Origin of the sequence: Burkholderia sp. Bp9031 (assembly GCF_003857965.1) — a bacterium.
Lineage (GTDB): Bacteria > Pseudomonadota > Gammaproteobacteria > Burkholderiales > Burkholderiaceae > Burkholderia > Burkholderia ambifaria_A.
In genome coordinates, this window is sequence record NZ_QTPW01000030.1 from 48,799 (window position 1) to 70,864 (window position 22,066).

Below are 22,066 nucleotides of genomic sequence, written 5' to 3' on the forward strand. Positions count from 1 at the left end.
CGGTCGACCACGGCCCGGCGACGGGAATTCGTGAGGAATGGCGACAGTTTACCGAAAATGCGCGATCAGGCCCGCGCGCCGAGTCGCCAGAGCGACGTGACCTCGGCGCGGCGGGCCGCGTGCAGCGGATCGTCAGCGTCGGCCGACTTCGGGTGCGCGGGACGGATGTCTTCGCGGCCGAGCACGACGAGACCGGCTTCCTCGATCCATTGCAGCAGCGTGTCGCGCGGCCGCAGGCCGAGATGCTCGGCGAAATCGGACAGGATCAGCCAGCCTTCGCCGCCCGGTTCGAGATGGTCGGCAAGCCCGGCGAGGAAACCGCGCAGCATGCGGCTGTCGGGATCGTAGACCGCGTATTCGATCGGCGCGCTCGGACGCGCCGGCACCCACGGCGGGTTGCAGACGACGAGCGGCGCGCGGCCGGCCGGAAACAGGTCGGCTTCGACGACGTCGACGCGATCGGCATGGCCGAGCCGCGCGACGTTCTCGCGTGCGCATGCGAGCGCACGCGGATCCTGGTCGGTCGCGACGATGCGCTCGACGCCGCGTGATGCGAGCACGGCCGCCAGCACGCCGGTGCCCGTACCGATGTCGAACGCGAGCGACGTCGCCAGCAGCGGCGCGCGCGCGACGAGTTCGACATATTCGCCGCGCACCGGCGAGAACACGCCGTAATGCGGATGGATCGGCGCGCCGCCGAGCGCCGGAATCGGTACGCCCTTCTTGCGCCATTCGTGCGCGCCGACGAGGCCGAGCAGTTCGCGCAGCGACACGACCGACGGCGCGCCGCCCGGCCCGTACGCTTCCTCGCACGCTGCGCGCACGTCGGGCGCGCGGCGCAGCGGGATCGTGTAGTCGGCATCGAGCGGGATCAGCAGCATTCCGAGCGTACGGGCGCGCTGCGATTGCGCGAGACGGTGCAGGTTGAATGCGTCGACGCCCACCGCGACCTTCACCTTCTTCGGTTTGCGTTCGACGCGGCGCGCCATCGCCTGCACGAGCTGGCGCGCATTCTGGAAGTCACCCTGCCAGACGAGTGCCGTGCCCTCGCACGCGAGGCGATACGCCGCGTCGGCGGTGAGGCGGTCGTCGGCGGGCACGGCACGCTTGGGCGGCTGCACGCCGGCTTCGGAGCGCCAGCGCACGGCATGTTCGGCGCCGTCGGCGTCGGTCCAGTGGAAAACGGGGAAATCGGTCACGCGAGCTCGGCTACGGTTGGCTTCAGACAGGCGGCACTACGGGAGTGCGCCGCGCGGACCACACCATACCGCGCTTTGCCCACGCGGCAAAGCGCGGGCGACCGCCCTGGCCGCCACGCGGGGGATGCTCGCGGCGTGTCAGCTCTGGTCGTCGAGCGCCGCGTCCGGCGCGTTCTGCTTCACCGACGCGATGCCGTTCTCGCGGCCCGCTTCGGCCTGGTACAGCTCGCTCGTGCCGATGATCTCGTGGTTGCCGGCCTTCAGGTTGAACATGAACTGGCCGTTGGTCGCGGTCTTGCGCTCGTAGCGCGCGTCGTCCGGCGCGTTCTTGCGCACCGACGCGACGCCGTTTTCCGCCGACGCCCTGGTCTTGTACAGCTCGCTGCGCAGAATGATCTCGCCGTTGGCGGCCGTCAGGTGGAACAGGAACTGCCCGTCGCTCGCTTTCTTGATGACGAATTTCGCTGCCATGATGACCCTCTCGGAAAAGTCGTCCGGCCCTCCGGACCGAGGCAGTCTAAACGCGATCGCAACGCAAGACGTAAGGCACGCGAAATTCGATCGTCAGGAATCGTCAGACGGCGTTGCGATCGCGCCGCATCATCCAGCCTGGCATCCGGCCTGGCATCCGGCATCGCGCAGGCATCGTCTACCCGCCCCACCCCGGCGTCGCCGGCATGCGCAACGTGCCCACATCGCGAAAATGCACGGTGCCGAGCGCGCCACCCGCGAGCCGGCCACGCAACGCGTACGGCAACTCGCCGCTGGCCGCCGCGCCGGGCAGGTTCCACGCCTGCCGCGCGGCGGCGAACGCCGATACCGAAACGGGCACGTCGATCACGGCCTCGCCGAAGCGCGGCACGACGCCCGAGCGATCGCTGACGCCGCTCGCGAACGGCGTGCCGTTCAACTCGAGCGCGACCGAAATGCCGTCGTATTCGATCGGCGTGTCGTTCGGGTTCTGCACGCGCAGCTTCAGGCTGAAGCGCATCTCGAGGCCCTGTCCGGCCAGCGGGTCGAGCCCGGCGACGGACACGCTCACGGGCTCGCGCATCAGGCCCGCGCAACCGCCGAGCATAAGCACGGCGGCGAACAGCAGCAGCATCGCGCGCAGCGGCGCGATACGAAACAGGGCTCGTAGCATGGGCTGGCCTCCTTGCGGCAATCGATCGACAAGTCGTCGATGCATTGTACCGAGCGCGCGTCGCGACACCCTGATTCGTAGTTTTCGCGCATCGCCAAGATCGTTAATAGATTAAAACTACGGAAATGAACAGCTAAACGGAAAGTGAATTAATGCCTTCCGGCATTCACTGTCACACGAAAAACCCAATCGAATCATTTTCTAATTTTTTCGTTTCCTTTACCTAAAACCATCAAGTATATTTACGCATCCTTCGAGCAGGCCGACAAACCTTGATGCCGCATGACGGCGATTTTACGGAACGGCGACACGCCGTCCTTCCGTCCTGTGGCCTGGTACGGCCAGCCCCGTGGGTCGTCGGTTCAAAGGGAATGCACGCCCGCGCAGGGCGGGCGGCCCCGTGTCGTGCGCGCGAAATCAATTCAGTACAACACGCGCCCGGCCATTTTGAACCGGCAAGTTAACCGACATCCGGAAACACAGAGGGGGCAGTAAACCATGATTACCTTCACGTAGTCGGCCGACCGTCTTTTCGAATAATCCGTCACTTGCATTTCTCGTCGCCATTGATTAACGGCGAGGGATTGCTTTTGCCGGCGTTTTCGCAGCACTGAACGACTCTTTCAACAATCGAGGTTTCAGTCATGTCGATCAACATTCACAAGATGCGTTATCTGCCGCTGGTTGCCGCACTCGCACTCGCCGGGTGCGGCGGCGACGACGGCGGCATGGGCTCGGCTTCCGCACTCAGTTCCGCCGGCGCGCCGCATTCGAGCTCGTCGCCCGCCGCCAACACGCCGCCGAGCGCGTCCAACGTCGACAAGAGCGTGTCGCCTGTCGAACTGCCGGACACCGTGATACCGGTCAACTACCGCCTGTGGTTCCGCCCGAACGACGCGCTGAACGCGTTCGACGGGCGCGCCGATGTCGAAATCAAGGTGCTGAAGCCGGTCAACAATATCGTGATCGCCGGTCACCGGATCAAGTTCACGAACGGCCGCATCACGCTGCAGCCGGGCAACATCCAGCTGATCGCGACGCCGCAGGACAAGGGCGACTTCTACCAGCTGCGCCCGGTGGCCGGCACGATCTCGCCGGGCAACTATTCGCTGCACATGGAATGGTCGGGCATCATCAACTTCAAGTCGTACGACGATCCGGTCAACCACACCGGCGGCAGCTGCGGCGACGATCCGTATCCGGGCTGCTCGGCCGCCGAAGGCGTGTTCCGCGTCGACCTGAAGAGCACCGACGGCACGACGAGCGGCGCGATCCTCACGCAGGGCGAAACCAACCTGGCGCGCCAGTGGTTCCCGGGCTGGGACGAGCCGGCGTTCCGTCCGACCTATGAAGTGACGGCCGAAGTGCCGCAGAACTGGCGCGTCGTATCGAACGCGGCCGAGAAGCCGTCGACCAACGTCGGCGGCGGCTACAAGCTCGTGCAGTTCGAGAAGACGCCGCCAATGCCGTCGTACCTGCTGTTCTTCGGCGGCGGCATGTTCGACACCTACGAGGACGATTTCTCGAGCCCGCTGCCGGGCAGCAAGGGCGGCCTGCACCTGCGCGTGTTCACGCCGCCGGGCATGAGCGACTGGGCGAAGCCGGCGATGGACCGCACCAAGCAGGCGCTCGACTTCTACTACCGCTACACGGGCATTCCGCTGCCGCTCACGAAATTCGATACGGTCGCCGCGAACGACGCGTTCAAGGAGCAGAAGGACCTGAACTTCGGCGGGATGGAGAACTGGGGATCGATCCTCGAATTCGCGGACGACATCCTGCCGCAGCCAGGCCAGCCGATGTCGCGTTACGGTAACGAGGTGCTGACGCACGAAGTCGCGCACCAGTGGTTCGGAGACCTCGTCACGACCGACTGGTGGGACAACGTCTGGCTCAACGAGTCGTTCGCGACGTTCTTCGAGACGAAGACGACGATCCAGTTCTTCCCTGACGAGTTCAGCTGGCTCGACCAGGTGAAGAACAAGTACCGCGTGATCAATCGCGACATCGGCCCGAACGCGTTCCCGGTCGCGCCGAACTTCAACGACTGGGCGTCGAACGACTTCGTGCTGAGCGCGAGCGCGTTCACGTACGACAAGGGCGGCCATGTGCTGAAGACGCTCGAGAACTATCTCGGCGAGCAGACGCTGCGCCACGGCCTGCAGCAGTACCTGGTCGACTACTCGTTCGGCAACGGCACGCCGAAGCGTCTGTGGGACGCGCTGTCGAAGGCGAGCGGCCAGCCGGTCGGCCCGATCGGCGACAGCTACGTGCGCCAGACGGGCGTGCCGCTGATCTCGCTCGACACGCAGTGCGACATGACGAAGAACCAGACCGTCGTCACGCTGAAACAGCAGCCGTTCCCGAACACGAACGCGTATCCGGGCCTGCAGTGGACGGTACCGATCACGCTCGCGTACGGCCAGAGTCTCGCGAAACACACGACGTTCGCGCTGAAGGATACGCAGGCGCAGACGCGGATCGACGGCTGCACGGGGGTGGTCGCGGATCCGAGCGGTCTCGACTACTACGTCGTGAACTACAGCGACGCCGCGTGGAGCGGCCTGCTCACGCAGGTCAACAGCTCGACCGATCCGGTGCTGCTCGCGAACCTGAAGAGCGAGGCCGCGCTGCTCGTCGCGAATAACCTCGCCCCGGCTTCGCGTTCGACGTCGATCGGCTCGGTCGCTTCGCCGGCCGCGATGAAGCTGCGCCAGACGCCGAGCTTCGGCGGCATCGCGCCGACGGTGAAGGAACGTCCGTCGCTGCGCTACCAGGGCATGTTCAAGCCGCGCAAGACGCTGGTTCAGTAACAGGGTCCGGCCGGCCGGTGCCGTGCGGTACGCGGCGCCGGCCGGTGTTCAAACCTTCACGTCCTTCGGCAGGCCTCGCATGCGGGGCCTGTTTTTTGCCGTTCGCGCAGCATCCGCAAAGGCATGGCTAGCGATCGTCGCGCCGGCGAAACGCCCACCACGCGGCAAGCGCGGTGAAGCCCGCGACCAGCAGCACCATCAGCCAGAAGCCGTGCTTGTTCTCGGAGAACGGCACGCCGCCGACGTTCATCCCGAAGAAACCCGCGACGATGTTGATCGGCAGTGCGATCACGGTCACGAGCGTCAGCGTGAAGAGCGTCCGGTTGTTCTGCTCGTCGAGCCGCGAGCCGATCTCTTCCTGCAACAGCTTGATCCGCTCGTTGAGCCCCGACAGGTCGGCCAGCACCAGCGAGAACTCTTCGGTCGACTCGCGCAGCTCCTGCACGTCTTCGGGATGCAGCCACGCGGGCGGCTTCGCGAGCAGCCGGAAGATCGACCCGGGCTCGGGTGCCAGCATGCGCTGCAGCCGCGTCAGCGTGCGGCGCATCGCACCGAGCTCGATGCGGTTCGACGTGAGCCGCTGCGACAGGAAGCGATCCTCGATGCGATCGACGTCGACACTCGTGCGCCGCATGATCTGGATCAGCAGGTCGGCCTGGTCGCGCAGCAGGTGCACGAGCAATTCGGCCGGCGACCGGAACCGCTCGCCGTCGCGCACGCAGGCGCGCAGCGTGTCGACCGAGCGCAGCGGCTTGAGCCGCGCGGTGACCATGATGCGTCGCTCGACGTGAACGAACAGCGTCGCGATTTCCGACGGCGTCAGTTCGAGGTTGAACATCACGTCGTTGACGATCGCGCGCAACGCACCGTCCTCCTGCTCGATGCGCGTCGAGCGCGACCCTTCGTGCAGGAACTCGAAGAAGCTGTCGGGCAAGCCGAGGTGCGTTCGCATCCAGCGCTCGCTCGCGCCGTGCGCGAGATTGAAGTGCAGCCAGACGAAATCGTCCGATGCGGCCGCCTCGCGCTCGCGGCACGTGCGCAGCCATGCGGCGGCCGCGTCGGCATCGAGCATCGCGCCCGATCCGCCCGGGATGAAGCGGAATCCGCACACCATGCCGGACGTATCGGCGCCGTAAGTCTGTACGATCAGGTCCATCGTGTCGAAGGTCGTGCGGCGCGCGCCGCGCCGGGAAATGAAAGGAAACGTATGCCCGACGCATGTGTCGCTCTCGTGACACTGTCACATGCGGCCGTCCGTGCGCCACGCGGCCCCAAAAGCAACGCGCCGCCCGGATGGGCGGCGCATGTGCGACGAGCGGGTCGGCGTGAAGCCGTCGATTACTGCCGCGTCTCCGACTGCGCGGCGGTCGGGCATGCCGGATCCTTGCCCCAGTGGCCGTCGCAGACGCGCCAGCGGCACAGCTGATCCTCGAAGAAGCCGCGTTCCGAGCAATCCTTCACGCGCGATGCGAGCGAACCGCCCGTCGTGGCGGCCGTCTTGGTCGGCACGACTTGCCCCTTCTGCGCGGCGGCCTTCTTGTCGGCCGGCTTCGTACGTGCGACGAGCGCGGCGAGCAGGTCCGCATCCGGATCGTCCTTCCCGGACGCCTTCCCGCTCGCGGTGCGGGTCGTCGCATCGCGACGCTTCTTCGCCTGCGCGAGTTCCGCCTGCTGTTCCTTATGAGACTTGCGGGCTTCCGCCTTCGCTTCGGCCTTCGCATCGGTCTTGCTGCGTGCGGCGACCTTGTCGCCCTTCGCGGTATCGGCCTTCGCCGTTTTCGTCGCCGCTGCTGCTGCGGCCGTCGCGGCAACGGCGCCTGCCGTGGCTGCGCCCGATGCATCGTCGGCACCGTTCGCGAGCGCGCGCGACAAGCGGCTGCTGTCCGCACCCGATGCGGACGCAACGGTCTGGGATGCCGCATCGTCATTGACGATCGTCGCCGGTTGCGCGGCGGGCGTGGCCGACGCTGCATTCTGCGCGACCTGCACGGCGGCGCCGCTGGCTGCCTCGGCTTTCGCGGGTGCCTGCGCGGGCGCAGCGGCCACGACGGCCTGCTCGCCCGATTGCTGCTGCCAGCGCCAGGCGCCCCAGCCGCCGACGGCGACCACCAGCGCGACGACGGCCGCGATCGGCCCCTTCAGCGAACGGCGCGGCGCTTCGGCTGGCGGCGTGACACGTCCTTCCAGATTCGCGAGAATGCGCGACTGCTGAGGTCCACCCTCGCCTGCCGGTTTGGTATCGGACAACAGGCTGGGCGGGGTTTTCGAATTTGAATTTTCCGGCGCACTCATTCAGCGTCTCATTGAATCCTGGTTTAATTCACCGCGATAATATAGCCCGGCCTCTCAAAGCAGCCTGATTCTAAGAGCAAGCATTGCAAAACACAATCAATTCCAATTTCCGGGGATTTCATTGATTGCCGTCGCACTCGTCGCCTATTTCGCCCTTGCCGTCGCGGTTGCGGCACTGTTGCTTTTACCGGGTATCCGGGCGACCGTTTTCGAAACCGTCGCCCAGTTTCACGGCCGCCTGACGCGCCGTGCGAACGATCGCGCCGCACGCACGCGAAGTCAAATTGTTAAATCGGCAACCGTTACGCGCGGCGCATTAAGTGATGTGCAAAATTTACTGATTCGGCGACGCTTGATGATTATGGTGTCGGCAGGTATTCTTGCGACGCCGCCATTGGTGGCCATTGCGTTACGCGGTCGGCAATTGTTTCAATACGACGACACGGCGCGCGTGCCCGACGAGAAGATCGCTGCGCTGCTGCAAGGCGAACAACTCGTGCCGCCGCCACCGTTGCCGCCGGAAGTCTTTGCCACGAAGGAAGTCGAACAGGTGCGGCCGGCGCTCAAGGATGCGAGCCGCGACTGGAACCTGCTGGATCCCGATTTCCGTACGCGTTTGCTGCTGGTCTATAAGATCATGCACGAACAATATGGTTACGAAATGGCGCTGCTGGAAGGTTATCGGAGTCCGGAACGGCAGAACCGGCTCGCGCAGATGGGCACCAATGTGACCAATGCGGCGGCTTTCCAGAGTTATCACCAGTTCGGGTTGGCGGCCGACAACGCGTTTCTGCGCGACGGCAAGCTGGTCATTTCCGAGAAAGATCCCTGGGCGATGCGCGGCTACCAGTTGTACGGACAGGTTGCCGAGCAGGTCGGCCTGACCTGGGGAGGCCGATGGAAAATGATGGATCTCGGGCACGTGGAATACCATAAACCCGGTTTTAAACTGGGACGCGGCAGCTAGTCAGGGCTGCCGGACAAGAAATAATGAGGGCGGCATGGGGCTTTTTAATCACCCGGCAGGAAACGATTTGGGCGGCGCAATCGATCGGGCATTCCGTTGCGCGATTTTTTCAGGCCGCCGCTTCCGTTTTAATTCTCACAGCGTCCTTTCATTATTGCGCGCGCCTTCTCCGATGCCGCGGGCGCATTGATGCCAGCCCCCTTCATCCCGTTTGACAGCATGGCGACACATCGCAGCGCCACTCTTGCCGCTCGGCGCGCCTGCGTCGCCTCACTGAATCGCCCCGGAACCTGAACGTCCTATGCAACGCATCCTCAACGTGCTGACTCATCCGCGTACGCTCTCGATTGTCGGGATCGTCGCGCTAGCGGCGATTCTCTTCATCGTCGCCGACATGCTGCAGTTGCCGCTCCTGTGGGCGGCGGTCGCCTTCGCGGCGATCCTCGTGCTGTGGCTCGGCGTCGCGTTGTGGCGCCGCTGGCGCGTGAAGCGCGCGAACCAGCAGCTCGGCCAGGTGCTGGAAGAGCAGGCGGAAACCGGCAAGATCGCCGCGCCGGCCGCGGCCGCGCTCGCGCCCGACACGAAGACCGCCGACCTCGACGTGCTGCGCACGCGCCTGTCGGATGCGGTGAAGACGATCAAGACGTCGAAGATCGGCCAGGTGTCGGGCGGCTCCGCGCTGTACGAACTGCCGTGGTACATCGTGATCGGCAACCCGGCCGCGGGCAAGAGCAGCGCCGTGCTGAACTCGGGCCTGCAGTTTCCGTTCGCGGACAAGAACAGCGCCGTGATCCACGGCATCGGCGGCACGCGCAACTGCGACTGGTTCTTCACGACCGAAGGGATCCTGCTCGACACGGCCGGCCGCTACTCGGTGCACGAGGAAGACCGCAGCGAATGGCTCGGCTTCCTCGGCCTGCTGAAGCGCTACCGTCCGAAGGCGCCGATCAACGGCATCATCGTCACCGCGAGCATCGCCGAACTCACCGGCAACCGCCCCGAATTCGCGATCAACCTCGCGAAAAACCTTCGTCAGCGCGTTCAGGAGCTGACGGAGAAGCTCGAGGTGTTCGCACCGGTCTACGTGATGTTCACGAAGGCCGACCTGATCACCGGCTTCACCGAATTCTTCAGCAGCAGCGACAAGCACGAATACGACCGCGTGTGGGGCGCCACCCTGCCCTACGAGCCCGACGACAAGCGCGATGTCGTGGCACAGTTCGACACGCACTTCGAGGAACTCTACGAAGGGCTGAAGGAGATCAGCGTCGCGCAGCTGTCGCTGTCGCGCGGCAACCAGCTGTCGCCGGGCCAGCTGAGCTTCCCGCTCGAATTCTCGACGATCAAGCCGTCGCTGCGCGCATTCCTCGCGACGCTGTTCGAGAACAACCCGTTCCAGTACAAGCCGATCTTCCGCGGCTTCTATTTCACCAGCGCACTGCAGGAAGGCGAAACCAACAGCGCGGCCGCGCAGCGCATCGCGCACCGCTTCGGCCTCGACGCGAGTGCGCTGCCGAAACCGCACAGCGCGTTCTCGAAGAACGGCTTCTTCCTGCGCGACCTGTTCTCGAAGGTGATCTTCGCCGACCGCCAGACCGTACGCCAGTTCGCGAGCCCGACCAAGACCCGGCTGCGCTACGCGACCTTCTTCGGCTTCGTCGCGGCGCTCGCGCTGGCGCTCGGCGGCTGGACCTGGTCGACGATCGGCAACCAGCAGCTCGTCGCGAACGTGCAGGCCGACCTCGACAACGTCACGCGCCTGCAGCAGGGCCGCAACGACCTGCAGTCGCGCCTGCAGGCGATGGACATTCTCGAAGACCGGATCGAACAGCTCGAGCAGTTCCGCCGCGACAAGCCGGTGTCGGTGTCGCTCGGCCTGTACCAGGGCGACCGTCTCGAGCAGCACCTGCTGACCGAGTACTACAACGGCGTGCGCCAGATCCTGCTGGCACCGGTCTCGCAGAACCTCGCGTCGTTCATGAAGGACGTGAACGCGCACCCCGAACAGCTCGTGCCGATGACGCGCCCGCCCGAATCGGGTGCCGTGCAGGGCGGCACGCTGCCGGTCTCGACGAACCCGCCGGGCGCCGCACCGTTGGCCGGCGCCGCGCAAGGCGCATCCGCCGCGACGGCCGCGGCGCCGCAGCAGCAGCCGGCCGCACCGCAGGGCGGGCTGTACAGCGACGCGTCGCCGACCAACGTGCAGGACGCGTACAACGCGCTGAAGACCTACCTGATGCTGTCCGACAAGCGTCACGTCGAACAGGCGCACCTGACCGACCAGCTCGCACGCTTCTGGCGCGGCTGGCTCGAGACGAATCGCGGCAACATGCCGCGCGACGAGATGATCAAGAGCGCCGAGCGCATGATCTCGTTCTATCTGTCGCGCGTGAACGACGACGACTGGCCGATGATCGACGCGAACCTCGCACTGGTCGACCAGACCCGCGAGAACCTGCGCCGCGTCGTGCGCGGCATGCCGGCCCGCCAGCGTGTCTACGAGGAAATCAAGGCCCGCGCGTCGACCCGCTTCGCGCCGATGACCATCGCACGCATCGTCGGCGACGGCAACCAGGGCCTGGTCGCCGGCAGCTATGCGATTCCGGGCACGTTCACGCGTGAAGCGTGGTTCGACTACGTGCAGCCCGCGATCCGCGACGCGGCGACCAAGGAGCTGCAAGCGAAGGACTGGGTGCTGAACACGTCGACGCAGGACGACCTGACGCTGGAAGGCAGCCCCGAGCAGATCCAGAAGACGCTCGTCGGCATGTACAAGACCGAATACGCGCAGCACTGGCAGAAGTTCATGCAGGGCATCGCGGTGCAGGGTTTCAGCAGCTTCGGCCAGGCCGTCGACGGGATGAACCGCCTCGGCGACCCGCAGGATTCGCCGATCCGCAAGATCCTCGAGACCGCGTACGACCAGACGTCGTGGGACAACCCGTCGCTCGCGAACGTGACGATCAAGAAGGCGCAGACGGGTGTCGTGAACTGGGTCAAGCAACTGTTCACGCGCTCGCCGGCCGGCCAGATGGCAGCCGCGAACATCGACATCAACGGTAATCCGGCCGAGGTGCCGATGGGTCCGATCGGCCAGGAGTTCATCGGGCTCGCGCGGATCGTCGCGACGCACGACGGCACGTCGATGCTCAAGGGTTATATGGAGTCGCTGTCGAAGGTCCGCACGCGCTTCAACGTGATCAAGAACCAGGGCGACCCCGGCCCCGGCGCGCGCCAGCTGATGCAGCAGACGCTCGACGGCAACGGCTCGGAACTCGCCGATTCGCTGAAGTTCGTCGACGAGCAGATGCTGACCGGCCTCACCGATTCGCAACGCAAGTCGCTGCGCCCGCTGCTGGTGCGCCCGCTGATGCAGGCGTTCTCGGTGGTGATCCAGCCGGCCAGCGCCGAAGTCAACAAGGTGTGGAACGCGCAGGTCTACCAGCCGTTCCAGAACTCGCTCGCGACGAAGTACCCGTTCGCCGCGAATGCGAAGGTCGAGGCCGGCGCCGGTGAAATCGCGCAGGTGTTCGGTCCGGACGGTGCGATCGCGAAGTTCGTCGGCACGACGCTGGGCCCGCTCGCGGTGCGTCGCGGCGACACGCTCGCGGCCCGCACGTGGGGCGACATGGGCATCGGCCTCACGCCCGACTTCACGAACGGCTTCGCGCGCTGGGTCGCCCCGCTCGCCGGCGGCGCCGCAGGCGGCGCGGCCGCGGCGTCCGAGCCGCAGACCGTGTTCCAGATCCTGCCGCAGCCGAGCACGGGCACGACGGAATACACGATCGCGATCGACGGCCAGCAGCTGCGCTACCGCAACACGCCGCCGCAGTGGACCAACTTCGTGTGGCCGAACCCGCAGGGTTCGCCGGGCGCGACGCTGTCCGCGACGACCTTCGACGGCCGCACGGTGCAGCTCGTCAACGAGCCGGGCCGCTACGGTCTCGAGAAGCTGATCAACTCCGCGCAGCGCAAGCGCCGCCCGGACGGCACCTTCGATCTCACATGGGTCCAGGGCAGCGTGAACGTGTCGGTGACGATGCGCATCATCAGCACGTCGCAGCCGACCAGCGGCGGCGGCGACCAGCCGCAGCAGCAGAGCCTGCGCGGCCTGCAGCTGCCGTCGTCGGTCGCCGACGCGAGCGCGGGCGCCGCGCAGAACGCGACGCAGGCCGGCACGGGCGCGCCGGCGGCCGCACAGGCCGTCGCGGCCGCCACCGCAACGAACGCACAGGGGGCGCAATGACGCAAACCGTTCAGGCACAGATCGCCTACTTCGGCAAGATTCCGTCGCGCGGCGACTTCGTGAAGAGCCCGCACAATCCGCAGTTGCTGCAGACGCTCGATCGCTGGATCGCGCAGGCGCTCGAACTGCTCGCGGAAGATCCGCGCTGGAAGATCGTCTACGAGGATGCGAAGCCGATGCATTTCGCGTTCCTCGGCTCGCGCAGCAAGCTCGCGATCGCGGGCCACATGGTCGCGAGCCACGACGTGTCGATGCGCCGCTTCCCGTTCCTCGGCGCGACCGCGCTGGAAGTCGACCGGCCGCTCGCGTTCCTCGCGCGCAGCCCGCTCGCATTCGCGCGGCTGTGGTCGCGCGTCGCCGCGCAGATGCCGCCGCTGCTCGCGAAGGAGGAGCCGCCCGGCGCGCTGCAGGCGCTCGGCGACACGCAGGTGCCGATCGACGTCGGCGGCCCCGGCACGTCGCATGACGGCACCTTCAACGACTTCATCGAACACCAGTCGCTGTACGGCCTGCAGCAGATGCTGCTCGAAAGCGGCCATCCGGTCCGGCTGCGCGGCGCGATGCTCGCGCTCGGCTCGCTCCTGCGGCCCGTGATGCAGAGCGGTTCGTCGCACATCGAGCGCGGCCTCACGCTGCCTCTGCCGGTCGATCCGTTCTATCGCAGCCTCGTCGCCGCGTTCTGGCTCGAACTGATCGCACCGTTCGTCGCGCAGGCCGACTTCGAGCTCGCGATCTTCATCGGCACGATCGCCGAGCGCGAACGGCTGATCATCGGCTTCAACGGCGCGTCGTCGAAGACGCTGCTGAGCGTCGTCGACCCGCAGACCTACGCCGCCCACAACATCGACATCGACGATCCCGAGTGGATCGACGCCCATGCGCAAAACGATCATCAGATCAGCAAGCTCGTCAGCTACCTCGACCAACCGCAACTCTCGCTGCGCGTCGCCATCGACGCCTTCCGCGAAGCGTTCATCGGAGGCTGACGGGATGCAACGCACGATTCACGTCCGCCGCCGCGCACGCTTGTCGCCCTTCGTTGCAGTCCTCGTCGCCGCCGGCCTCGTCGCTAGCGGCGCGGCCTGCGCACAGAACACGGGCGGCGCGACCGTCACGCCGGTCGGCAACGGCACGGTCGCGGCCGCCGCCCTGCCCGCGAACACGAACCCCGGCACCGCGCCGGCCACGGCGTCCGGCACGGTCGTGCACGGCACGGCCGGCACGATCACGCCGCCGCCCGCGAACGCGACGCCCGGCCAGGTGGTGGTCGGCGGCAAGGTGCCCGACGAGGCGACCAAGGCCGCCGTGCTACAGAAGCTGCGCGACACCTACGGCGCGGCGAACGTGGTCGACCAGATCGAGGTCGGCGATGTCGCGACGCCGCCGAACTGGAGCGCGAACGTGCAGAAGCTGCTCGGCGCGCAGCTCAAGCAGATCAGCAAGGGCCAGTTGAAGATCAACGGCACGCAGATCGAGATGAAGGGCGAGGTGCACAACGAAGCGCAGCGCCAGCAGCTCGCGAGCGACATGGCGAACACGCTGAATCCGACGTACACGATCAAGAACGGGCTGCGCGTGTCGGCATCCGAGCAGGGCGTGCTCGACCAGACGCTCGCTAACCGGACGATCGAGTTCGAGACGGGCAGCGCGACGCTCACGCCGCAAGGCAAGCAGATTCTCGACCAGATGGCGGCCGCGTTGTCGAAGATGCAGAACCGCACGGTCGACATCATCGGCCACACCGACAACTCGGGGAACCGGACGTCGAACATCGCGCTGAGCCAGGCACGCGCGGATGCGGTGAAGGGTTACCTGATCACGAAGAGCATTCTGCCGCAGCAGATGACGACGACGGGTGTCGGGCCGGATCAGCCGATCGCGCCGAACGACACGGCGGATGGGCGCGCGCGGAATCGACGGATCGAGTTCCGGGTGGGGCAGTAACGGAGGCGTGCCGCTCCGCGCGGAGCGGCCGGCAGGCAACGGGCGGCGGCAGTCATGCGCCGCCCTTTTGCGTTTACGACTGCTCGTCGGGCCTCACCCCGAGCAGCTCGCGGATATGCGACAGCGACCCGTCGTCCTTCACGACGCTCTCGAGCCACTTGTGCAGCGGCATGTCGGCCCATTCGGCGGCCTTGTCCGCGAGATACGCGACCGGGCTGTGCGGCTCGGTCTGGCGGAAGTAACGTGCGACCGCACGCAGCTGGTCGACGGCCTGCGCACGGTTCTGGATGCCGGCGATCATGTGCGTCACCGGCGGACGCGGAGCGGTCTGCGACTGCACTTGGGTCTCCTCGGTGTGGAACGTGTCGCCGAAGCTCGGCTCGATGCGCTCGGGCTGGGCCTGCGGTGCCGACGGCGCATGCGGCGCGCTGCCCGTATAGCCCTGCTCGCGCGCAAAGCGCTCGGCGAGCCGGTACACGGTCTCGAACGCGTCGCGCGTCTGCCGGAAGCTCGGCGCCGAATCGCCCGCGCGTTCGACGAGCCGTTCCTCGAACGCGTCGAGCGCAAACTCGAACACCTTCAGGTTCGCGAGCAGCGCCGTGTAGAACGCGATCGGCGTCACGCGCCGCGACGCATCGATCTGCTCGACCGACGGTTTGCCGCGCGCGATGTCGTCCGCGTGTTCGGGGTCGCGCTTCACGGCCTGCGCCACATGCTGCGCGACTTCCCAGTCGAGCGTGGTGAACGCGTTCGACGCGCCTTCCGTCACGGGAATGCCGCGCAGCAGCTCGGCCGTGCGACCGGACAGCCATGCGACGTTGCCGAGCCGGTATTCGACGTCGTCGCCTTCGGGCAGCGGATGCACGGTGTCCCAGTAGTCGCGGCACAGGCCTTCCAGCAGCGCATAGCCTTCGGTGAGGCCGATGATGCCGTCCTCGAGCGCGAGCGCCTCGGTCAGCCACACGGCGAGCCGCAGGTCCTTGGTGCGCGTGCGCAGCAGTTCGCCCGCGTGATCGACGACGAAGCCCCAGTCGGCCTCCTTGATCTCGGTCACCCACTCGCCCTGGTCGAGCGTCGGATCGTCATAGCGCCGCGCGTCCTGGATCGCGTCGAATTCGTTCGAGAACAGCAGGTCGTCGCCGCTGGGTGATGCATCGCTGATCGGCGTCAGCAGCTCGGGGAGATTGATCGGCATGGTTCGGTCAGTTCATCAATGCGGGTTGCGCGGCCGCGCTCATTCGACGGTGTACGCGAATTCGCCGGCCTCATCCGCGCGCACCGCGATGCGCGCGATGGCCGCGCCGTCGACGATCCGTCCGAGCACGTGGCCCGCGATCTCCGGCAGCAGCGTGCCGTTCAGGATATGGTCGACGTTGCGGGCGCCCGAATCGACCTCGGTGCAGCGCGCGAGCACCGCATCGACGAGCGATTCGTCCCATTCGAACGCGGCCTTGTGGTTCGCTTCGATGCGACGGCGGATCCGTTCGAGCTTCAGCTCGATGATCTCGGCCAGCACGTCGTCGGAAATCGGGTAGTACGGCACGACCTTCATCCGGCCGAGAAACGCCGGCTTGAACGTCTTGTACAACTGCGGACGCAGCGCCTCGGCGAGCGCGTCCGGATCGGGCAGTTCCTCCGCCGGCTTGTTCAGGCACGCCTGCATCACCGCGGCCGACCCGACGTTCGACGTCAGGATGATCAGCGTGTTGCGGAAGTCGATCTCGCGCCCTTCGGCGTCGTCCATCGTGCCCTTGTCGAACACCTGGAAGAACATCTCGAGCACGTCCGGGTGCGCCTTCTCGACCTCGTCGAGCAGCACGACGGAATACGGGTTGCGGCGCACGGCCTCGGTCAGCACGCCCCCCTCGCCATAGCCGACGTAGCCCGGCGGCGAACCCTTCAGGCCCGACACGCTGTGCGCTTCCTGGTACTCGCTCATGTTGATCGTGACCATCTTGCGCTCGCCGCCGTACAGGATGTCGGCCAGCGCGAGCGCCGTCTCGGTCTTGCCGACGCCCGACGGCCCGACGAACATGAACACGCCGCGTGGCTTGTTTGGATCCTCGAGGTTCGCGGTCGCGGTACGCACGCGCTGCGCGATCGCGTCCAGCGCATGATCCTGGCCGATCACGCGTGCAGTGAGCAGCGGCTGCAAGTTCAGCACGGTGTCGATCTCGTCCTTCACCATCCGGCCGAGCGGAATGCCCGTCCACGCGGCGACGATCTCGGCGACCACATGGCCGTCGACCTGCAGCGGCACCATCGGCTCGCCGCCCTGCAGCGCATGCAGCGCCGCGACGCGTTCGGCCAGTTTCTCGCGCGTGGCCGGCACGTCGACCGGCTCGCCGTCTTCCGACGGGCCGCGTGCCTTGTCGAGCGTGTCGCGCAGTTCGGTGATCTCGGCGACGATCGCGCGCTCGGCTTCATAGCGCGCCTCGTCCTCGGTCAATTGCGCGAGCGTCGTGTCGCGGGCGCCGCGCAGCTCGCCGAGTCGCTCGTCGTGCGACGCACCGCCCGCCGCTTCGCGCTCCAGCGACGCGATTTCCGCGTCGATGCGCTCGATGCGCTTCTTCGTGTCGTCGATCGCCGCCGGCGTCGCGCTGTGCGCGAGCGCGACCTTCGCGCACGCGGTGTCGAGCACGCTGATCGCCTTGTCCGGCAGCTGACGGCCGCTGATGTAGCGATGCGACAGGCGTACGGCCTCGGTGATCGCATCGTCGAGGATCCGCACGTTGAAGTGCTTCTCCATCAGGCCGGACATCCCGCGCAGCATCGCGGCCGCGAGCGGCTCGCTCGGCTCCTCGACCTTCACGACCTGGAAGCGCCGCGCGAGCGCCGCATCCTTCTCGAAGTACTTCTTGTATTCGCTCCACGTCGTCGCGGCGATCGTGCGCAGCTCGCCGCGCGCGAGCGCCGGCTTCAGCAGGTTTGCCGCGTCGTTCTGGCCGGCCTGGCCGCCCGCGCCGATGATGGTGTGCGCCTCGTCGATGAACAGGATGATCGGATGCGCGCTCTTCTTCACCTCGTCGATCACGCTCTTCAGGCGGTTCTCGAACTCGCCCTTCACGCTCGCGCCGGCCTGCAGCAGGCCCATGTCGAGCACGTGCAGCGCGACGCCGGAGAGCGGCGGCGGCACGTCGTCGGCCGCGATCCGCAGCGCGAGGCCCTCGACGACCGCCGTTTTGCCGACGCCGGCCTCGCCGGTCATGATCGGGTTGTTCTGGCGGCGGCGCATCAGGATGTCGATCGCCTGGCGGATCTCCGCTTCGCGGCCGATCACCGGGTCGATCTTGCCGTCGCGTGCGCGCTGCGTGAGGTTGGTCGTGTACGTGTCGAGCGCGGGCGTCTTCGACGGGCCGGCCGCGGGCGCGGCGCCGTCAGCGGCCGACGCAACGTCGTCGCCTTCCACCTCCGCCTGGCGCGGCTCGGCCTCGCTCGAGCCGGCCATGATCTCGTCGAACTTGTGCTTCAGGTCCGTCACGTTCATTTCCGCGAACTGCGACGACATGCGCTGCGCGAACTGCGCGAGATCGGGTGCGGTCAGCAGCGCGAGCAGCAGGTGCCCCGAGCGGATGCGGCCGAGCTGCGAATCGAGCGATGCGATCAGCCACGCCTGTTCGAACAGCGCGATCAAGTGCACGGAGAACACCGGCGTGCGCGTATTGCCCGTCTTCAGGCGCGTGAGTTCGCGCTCGAGATCGGCACGCAGCGCATGCGGATCGACGCGGCTGGCGCGCAGCGCGAGCGGCAGGTCGCCCGTCGCTTCGTCCAGCAGCGCAAGGAACAAGTGCTCCAGATCGACCTCGTAATGGCCGCGCGCCAGGCACGCGCTCGCCGCCCGCTCGGTCGCGTGCCGACACAGCGGGTTCAGTTTCGTGATCAGGGTCTTCAGGGGCGTGCTCATGGCGTCGATCTCAGGTTCGATTGCGTCTTTGTTGTCGTTCGGAATCAGTGAATCACATGCAGTTCGTAGCGTGCATCCGACCGGTCGTCGACCGCGTCGCGTGTGCAAAGGAACGCGTCCCAGCCGAGCCGCGAGCCCGCGCCGAGCACGCTCGCGCCGACCTCGATGCGCTTCAGCACGAGCTTCACCTCGTATTCGAGCGTGACGCCGGCGAGCAGCGTCAGCATCCGCTCGAGCGCGACGGCCTGCGCGCCGCCGGGCAGGAACGCCTCGTAGTCGCGCTTGGACAGCGGGCCGACGACGATCCGCGCGCGCATGTCGCGCTGCCACACCCGTTCGCCGACGAGCGCCGTCGCGCCGAGCACCGCGTTGACCTCGCCGAGCACGCTGAGCTGGTCAGGCGGCACGTCGTACCACTTGCCGACGAACTGGTCGATCTTCACCGGCACGCGGAAGTAATCGGACAGCGTGCGCTGCAGGTACGCGGCCGACATCGGCCGGTGCCGCGCGGCGAGCGCGTAGCCGGCGACGGCCTCGTCGAGCACGCCGCCCGCGCCGGCCGCGAGGCTGTCGCGGACCTCGTCGCTCGGCACCCCGGCGATCGCGAGCAGCAGCGGCAGGTAGCGCTCGTCGCGATCGAGTTCGTAATGGAACGGCAGCCGGTATTTTTTCCACGCCGCGTAGAACAGCGCGGTCGCGCGGTTCGAGAACACATCGAAGAACGCGCGGGCCGCGTGGTCGCGCTTCAGGTGCTCGCGCGCGACGATCTGCTCGGTGTAGTGCAGCGGCAGCGCGCCCTGCCCGCCAAGCAGCCCGAAGAACGCGGGCGTCAGCTCAACGTGGCCAAGCTCGCCGGCCGCGAGCGCGGCGCCGCGCTCCTCGCCCGAATCGAGCAGCGTGCCGCCATCGTCGAACGAGCGGGCGCCTTCGATCTCGCTCGGCGGGAAGCCGAGCGACAGCGTGTTGCGGAATTCGATGCGCTGCGCGACGACGTCACCCTGCCGCCAAGCGCCCGGCGCATCTGACGCCTGCCGCGCGAACAGCCCTTCGAGCACGCGCACCGCCTGGAAGAACTCGAAGCGGTGCGGCTCGTCGAGCAGCGCGTCGACTACGCCAGGATCGATTCGCCGGTTCGGGGCTTGCATCGGATAATCTCCTCGCCGGTGCGCTTCGACACGACGACTAGTTGAACGAAACTGTTGAGGTGGACATACAGCCCGAAGAAGCTGTCGAGCACGCGCACGAACGACGCGAGGCTCGCGCCGACGAAGTGTTCCTCGTCGATCGTCAGGCGGATCTCGATGCCGCGCACGAAGGTCGCGAACGGCTTGCCGGGCAGCCACTGCACGGCGCCGCGCTGCTCGACGCCGGTCAGCCCGTCGATCTGACGCATCGACACGGCGGTGCGCCGCAGGTCGTACAGCGTCAGCATTTCCTTGAGCGGCGCGAGCCCGTGCGCGACCAGCGACACGTGGTTCAGCGCGAGGTGCGACACGAGCCGCCAGTGCGCGGCACGGCCGCGCTCGAAACGCACGCTCTGCGTCGGGCGCCGCAAGAGCGAGATGCCGCTCGTCTGCGCGCCGCCTTCCTGGAACAGGTCGCCGCCTTCGAGGCCGAACGCGAGCATCGACGGCAGGTCGCGGTTCGTGCAGGTGAGATCGAGGCTCAGCGTGTCGGTCTGCGGCGACGTTGGCTCGAAGTCGATGTCGACGATCGAGATCTCGGTTTCGTAGCCGGGGCTCTTCTGCGCGACCCAGTCGTTGCGGCGCGCAAACCAGTAATGACCGATCCGCGCCGACTCGCCGTGATGCAGCGAATAGAACGGCCGGAACTCGATCACCGACTCTTCATGCGCCTGCTGCCGGACGAGCTTCACCGAATCGATCGAGTACACCTCGTACGCGAACGCGCGGCGCGCTTCGGCGATCACCGGGTACGACACGGCGCGGTGCGTGATGCGAATCGGCTCGCCGTGCTGGCGGAACAGGTTGACGATCGGCGTGCAGAACAGCCGGAAGTGGCTCGCCGTCAGCAGTTCGAGCAGCCGCGCGACGTGCGAATCGCTGCGCACGTCCTGCAGCACGAGATGCAGCGTCGCGCGCTGACAGCGGCCCGTCGCGCGTGCGATCGCCGCGATGTCGAAGTCGACGAAATCGAACTTGTCGGAGAACGCAAAGTATTCGGTGAGCAGGCGATACGCGGGGTGCGACTTCGCCGGATAGTCGATCAGCGCGTCGTCCTCGTCGAAGCCGGCGTGCGCGATCGGCAGCTTGCGCAACGCGGTCCAGCGGCCGTTGCGTTCGGGCTCGACATACGCGCCGAGCACGTTGACGAACAGGCAGTCGGTCAGCGCGGCGACGAACGACTGTTCGCCGTGCAGGTGCGCGCGCAGCGTCGGCAGCTTCAGTGCGCCGAGATCGAGCTGCGCGGCGAGCGACTCGAATGTGATCGAGATCACGCCCGTCGCGTTGGACGGCAGCACTGTCGCGCTCGGCGCGAGCGCGACCGGCGTGTAGCGCGCTTCCGAAATGCGGATCGGCGCGAGCGTCACGTCATAGGCGGTGCGAAACCGGCACTGCACGCCACGGATCGGACGGCTCTTCAGTTCAGTGCCACGATCGATCACGACCGGTTCGGTCTGCTGGCCGGGCGAAGCTGGCGTGAACTGCGCGATCGAGCACGACGGGAACGGCCGCAGGTAGTGCGGATACAGCACTTCCAGCAGCGCTTCGGTGAATTCCGGGTAATCGTCGTCGAGCTTCTTGTTGATCCGCGCGCCGAGCAGCGCGAACGACTCGATCATCCGCTCGACGTGCGGATCCTCGCAGTGCTCGCCGGACAACGCGAGCCGCGCGGCGATCTTCGGATAGCGTTCGGCGAAATCTCGCGAATAGCGCCGCAAAAACGATAATTCGCGCTCGTAATACGGCAGCAATTCTTCCATCGACGACCCCGAACCTCAATATTTCCTGCCGGACCCTGATCCACCACCGGGCGGTCCGGCCCGCTCGGCGGCTTGATTTACAGCATTCTTGCAGCGCGTGCGCGCGTGACCGAATACTGCAGCGTCGACGGCTGCAGCATCGCGTCGAAACTGACCGGCTCCTCGGCCGGATGCACGACGAGCAGCGCCTGGATTGCGAAGTAAAGCGCGTTGGTCGACTGCTCGTTCAGCTCGAACGTCACCTGCACCTGCTGCAGTCGCGGCTCGTGGCGCGCGATGGCCTGCTGGATCGACTTGCAGATGAACGCGCGATCGTAGTGACTCGCGAGGCTCAGCCCCGCGAAATCGTTCAGCCCGTAGGTCAGCACCGACTTCTGGCATTCCGGCAGTGCGGCCAGCTCGATTTCGGTGTGCGCGATACGGGTATTGAGGATCGCCTCGACGTCGCGGGCGACCGTGTTCTTGAGCTCGTCCAGCGACAATTGCCGCATCGCGGCCGAGGCCGGCAGGTGCGGTTCATCGTCGAACAACTTGTCGAGAAAACTGGGTTCGAATCGTTTCATCGGCCGGCGTACACAGCGAAAACGGCAACGGGACGCGACGCGCCCCGTTG

At 66.7% G+C, this 22,066-nt stretch carries 15 protein-coding genes; 5 read left to right on the forward strand and 10 right to left on the reverse strand.

Features of this window, described 5'->3' with window-relative positions; translation table 11 throughout:
- Window positions 1-65 precede the first annotated feature (65 nt).
- From DIE15_RS29235 to DIE15_RS29245, 3 genes are all read right to left on the reverse strand, one after another.
- Window positions 66-1,199, reverse strand: coding sequence for a class I SAM-dependent methyltransferase (locus tag DIE15_RS29235; RefSeq protein WP_124834962.1), 1,134 nt, complete (start codon window positions 1,197-1,199; stop codon window positions 66-68).
- A gap of 138 nt (window positions 1,200-1,337) precedes the next feature.
- Window positions 1,338-1,670 (reverse strand): YegP family protein, encoded by a 333-nt coding sequence (locus DIE15_RS29240; RefSeq protein WP_124834963.1) that lies wholly within the window; start codon window positions 1,668-1,670, stop codon window positions 1,338-1,340.
- A 178-nt stretch (window positions 1,671-1,848) separates the two neighbouring features.
- On the reverse strand, window positions 1,849-2,343 hold the full coding sequence (locus tag DIE15_RS29245) for an LEA type 2 family protein (RefSeq protein WP_124834964.1): 495 nt from the start codon (window positions 2,341-2,343) through the stop codon (window positions 1,849-1,851).
- Between the two features lie 644 nt (window positions 2,344-2,987).
- Between DIE15_RS29245 and DIE15_RS29255 the strand changes: the two genes are divergently transcribed.
- A complete protein-coding gene (locus tag DIE15_RS29255) occupies window positions 2,988-5,156 on the forward strand; it encodes a M1 family metallopeptidase (protein ID WP_124834966.1) in 2,169 nt (722 codons plus the stop codon).
- A gap of 127 nt (window positions 5,157-5,283) precedes the next feature.
- Here the strand turns inward: DIE15_RS29255 and DIE15_RS29260 are convergent, their stop codons facing one another.
- Window positions 5,284-6,312, reverse strand: coding sequence for a transporter (locus DIE15_RS29260; RefSeq protein ID WP_124834967.1), 1,029 nt, complete (start codon window positions 6,310-6,312; stop codon window positions 5,284-5,286).
- A 182-nt stretch (window positions 6,313-6,494) separates the two neighbouring features.
- Window positions 6,495-7,448, reverse strand: a complete 954-nt coding sequence (locus DIE15_RS29265; RefSeq protein WP_057924720.1) for a hypothetical protein — start codon at window positions 7,446-7,448, stop codon at window positions 6,495-6,497.
- Window positions 7,449-7,569: 121 nt separating this feature from the next.
- Here DIE15_RS29265 and DIE15_RS29270 point away from each other — a divergent pair, with 121 nt between their 5' ends.
- The 4 genes from DIE15_RS29270 to DIE15_RS29285 all read left to right on the forward strand — a co-directional run bounded on the left by DIE15_RS29270 (window position 7,570) and on the right by DIE15_RS29285 (window position 14,605).
- On the forward strand, window positions 7,570-8,415 hold the full coding sequence (locus DIE15_RS29270) for a M15 family metallopeptidase (RefSeq protein ID WP_057924721.1): 846 nt from the start codon (window positions 7,570-7,572) through the stop codon (window positions 8,413-8,415).
- 301 nt (window positions 8,416-8,716) lie between these two features.
- Window positions 8,717-12,661 (forward strand): type VI secretion system membrane subunit TssM, encoded by a 3,945-nt coding sequence (tssM, locus tag DIE15_RS29275; RefSeq protein WP_124834968.1) that lies wholly within the window; start codon window positions 8,717-8,719, stop codon window positions 12,659-12,661.
- Window positions 12,658-13,647, forward strand: coding sequence for a type VI secretion system-associated protein TagF (tagF, locus tag DIE15_RS29280; RefSeq protein ID WP_057924723.1), 990 nt, complete (start codon window positions 12,658-12,660; stop codon window positions 13,645-13,647). Before tssM ends, tagF begins: the two co-directional genes overlap by 4 nt.
- Before the next feature lie 4 nt (window positions 13,648-13,651).
- Complete coding sequence (locus DIE15_RS29285) at window positions 13,652-14,605, forward strand: OmpA family protein (protein WP_057924724.1); 954 nt, start codon at window positions 13,652-13,654, stop codon at window positions 14,603-14,605.
- A 73-nt stretch (window positions 14,606-14,678) separates the two neighbouring features.
- Here the strand turns inward: DIE15_RS29285 and tssA are convergent, their stop codons facing one another.
- The 5 genes from tssA to tssE form a co-directional block, all read right to left on the reverse strand.
- Complete coding sequence (gene tssA / locus DIE15_RS29290; RefSeq protein WP_057924725.1) at window positions 14,679-15,800, reverse strand: type VI secretion system protein TssA; 1,122 nt, start codon at window positions 15,798-15,800, stop codon at window positions 14,679-14,681.
- A gap of 39 nt (window positions 15,801-15,839) precedes the next feature.
- Window positions 15,840-18,509 carry a type VI secretion system ATPase TssH gene (gene tssH, locus DIE15_RS29295; protein WP_124834969.1) on the reverse strand — a complete coding sequence of 890 codons (2,670 nt, stop codon included), beginning with the start codon at window positions 18,507-18,509 and terminating at the stop codon, window positions 15,840-15,842.
- 44 nt (window positions 18,510-18,553) lie between these two features.
- Complete coding sequence (gene tssG / locus DIE15_RS29300) at window positions 18,554-19,654, reverse strand: type VI secretion system baseplate subunit TssG (RefSeq protein WP_057924727.1); 1,101 nt, start codon at window positions 19,652-19,654, stop codon at window positions 18,554-18,556.
- Window positions 19,618-21,453: a type VI secretion system baseplate subunit TssF gene (gene tssF / locus DIE15_RS29305; RefSeq protein ID WP_057924728.1), complete on the reverse strand. Its 1,836-nt coding sequence runs from the start codon at window positions 21,451-21,453 to the stop codon at window positions 19,618-19,620. Before tssF ends, tssG begins: the two co-directional genes overlap by 37 nt.
- 77 nt (window positions 21,454-21,530) lie before the next feature.
- Window positions 21,531-22,016 (reverse strand): type VI secretion system baseplate subunit TssE, encoded by a 486-nt coding sequence (gene tssE / locus DIE15_RS29310; RefSeq protein ID WP_044845929.1) that lies wholly within the window; start codon window positions 22,014-22,016, stop codon window positions 21,531-21,533.
- Window positions 22,017-22,066 lie beyond the last annotated feature (50 nt).